Origin of the sequence: Pseudarthrobacter enclensis (assembly GCF_030811655.1) — a bacterium.
GTDB classification, from domain to species: Bacteria; Actinomycetota; Actinomycetes; order Actinomycetales; family Micrococcaceae; genus Arthrobacter; species Arthrobacter enclensis_A.
In genome coordinates, this window is sequence record NZ_JAUSRE010000057.1 from 1 (window position 1) to 1,468 (window position 1,468).

At 64.0% G+C, this 1,468-nt stretch carries 1 protein-coding gene; it reads left to right on the plus strand.

Going from position 1 to position 1,468, the window contains the following annotated elements; translation table 11 throughout:
* Positions 1-131: 131 nt before the first annotated feature.
* Positions 132-1,468 (plus strand): cation:dicarboxylate symporter family transporter (locus J2X98_RS22170; RefSeq protein ID WP_307312678.1); only part of this gene is annotated, 1,337 nt, incomplete at its 3' end.

Sequence of the window (1,468 nt, forward strand, 5' to 3'; positions counted from 1 at the left end):
CCGTGACCAATATGAACGCAACGGTGAGCTGGATCACGGGGTGCTCAATGATGGATATCACATTGTACGGACGTGTTGAGCCCAGAGACTGCGCCGCAGCGTCTATCAGAATATCCACAAGGAGACACATCATGGCTTCTCAACGAGGAGAGTCGCTCGAGACCGCGGCGCCGCGGCGCAAGGGACTGGACAAGTCCCATTACCTCTACATTGCCGTTATCGCCGCCGTCGTGCTCGGCGCGGTGGTGGGCCTGCTGTTCCCGGAGGTCGGCAAGAACCTCAAGCCCCTCGGTGACGGCTTCGTAAAGCTCATCAAGATGATGATCGCGCCGGTCATCTTCTGCACCATCGTCCTCGGCATCGGCTCCATCGCCAAGGCGGCCACGGTCGGCAAGGTCGGCGGCCTGGCACTGGGGTACTTCATCATCATGTCCACGTTCGCCCTGGCCATCGGCCTGGTGGTGGGCAACATCATCCACCCGGGCGAAGGCCTGAAGCTCAGCGCTTACGATCCCAACAAGAAGGCCGCAACGGACAGCACCGTTGACTTCCTCCTCGGCATCATCCCCAGCGACATCCCCGTCCTGCCCACCCTGCTCGCGGCCATCCTCGTTGGTTTCGCACTGCAGAAGATGGGCCCGGCGGGTGCCCCGATCCTCAAGGCCATCGGCCACGGCCAGGCCCTGGTCTTCCGCGTCCTGATCATGATCATGTGGGTCGCCCCCATCGGCGCCTTCGGTGCCATCGCCGCCGTCGTCGGGGCAACCGGCGTCCAGGCCATCGTGAGCATGTTCACCCTGATGGTCGCCTTCTACATCACCTGCGCACTGTTCATCGTGGTCATCCTCGGCGGCATCCTCCAGGTAGTGGCGGGCGTGAACATCTTCAAGCTGATGAAGTACCTGGCCCGTGAATACCTCATCATCTTCTCCACCTCGTCCTCCGAGGCCGCCCTGCCCCGGCTGATCGCCAAGATGGAACACCTCGGCGTCTCCAAGCCCGTCGTCGGCGTCACCGTTCCCACCGGCTACTCCTTCAACCTGGACGGCACGGCCATCTACCTGACCATGGCCTCCCTCTTCGTGGCCAACGCCATGGGCACCCCGCTGGACCTCGGCGCCCAGATCTCCCTGCTGGTCTTCATGATCATCGCCTCCAAGGGCGCCGCCGGCGTGACCGGCGCAGGCCTGGCCACCCTCGCAGCAGGCCTGCAGGCACACCGGCCCGAACTGCTCGGCGGTGTGGGCATCATCGTCGGCATCGACCGCTTCATGTCCGAAGCCCGCGCCCTGACCAACTTCACCGGCAACGCCGTCGCCACCGTCCTGGTAGGCACCTGGGTCAAGGAAATCGACGGCGCCCAGGTCACCCGCGTCCTCTCCGGCGAACTGCCCTTCGACGAGCAGACCATGATCGCCGGACACGGCGAAATGACACCAAAGGAAGAAGGCGCCCGCCAGGTTGCCAC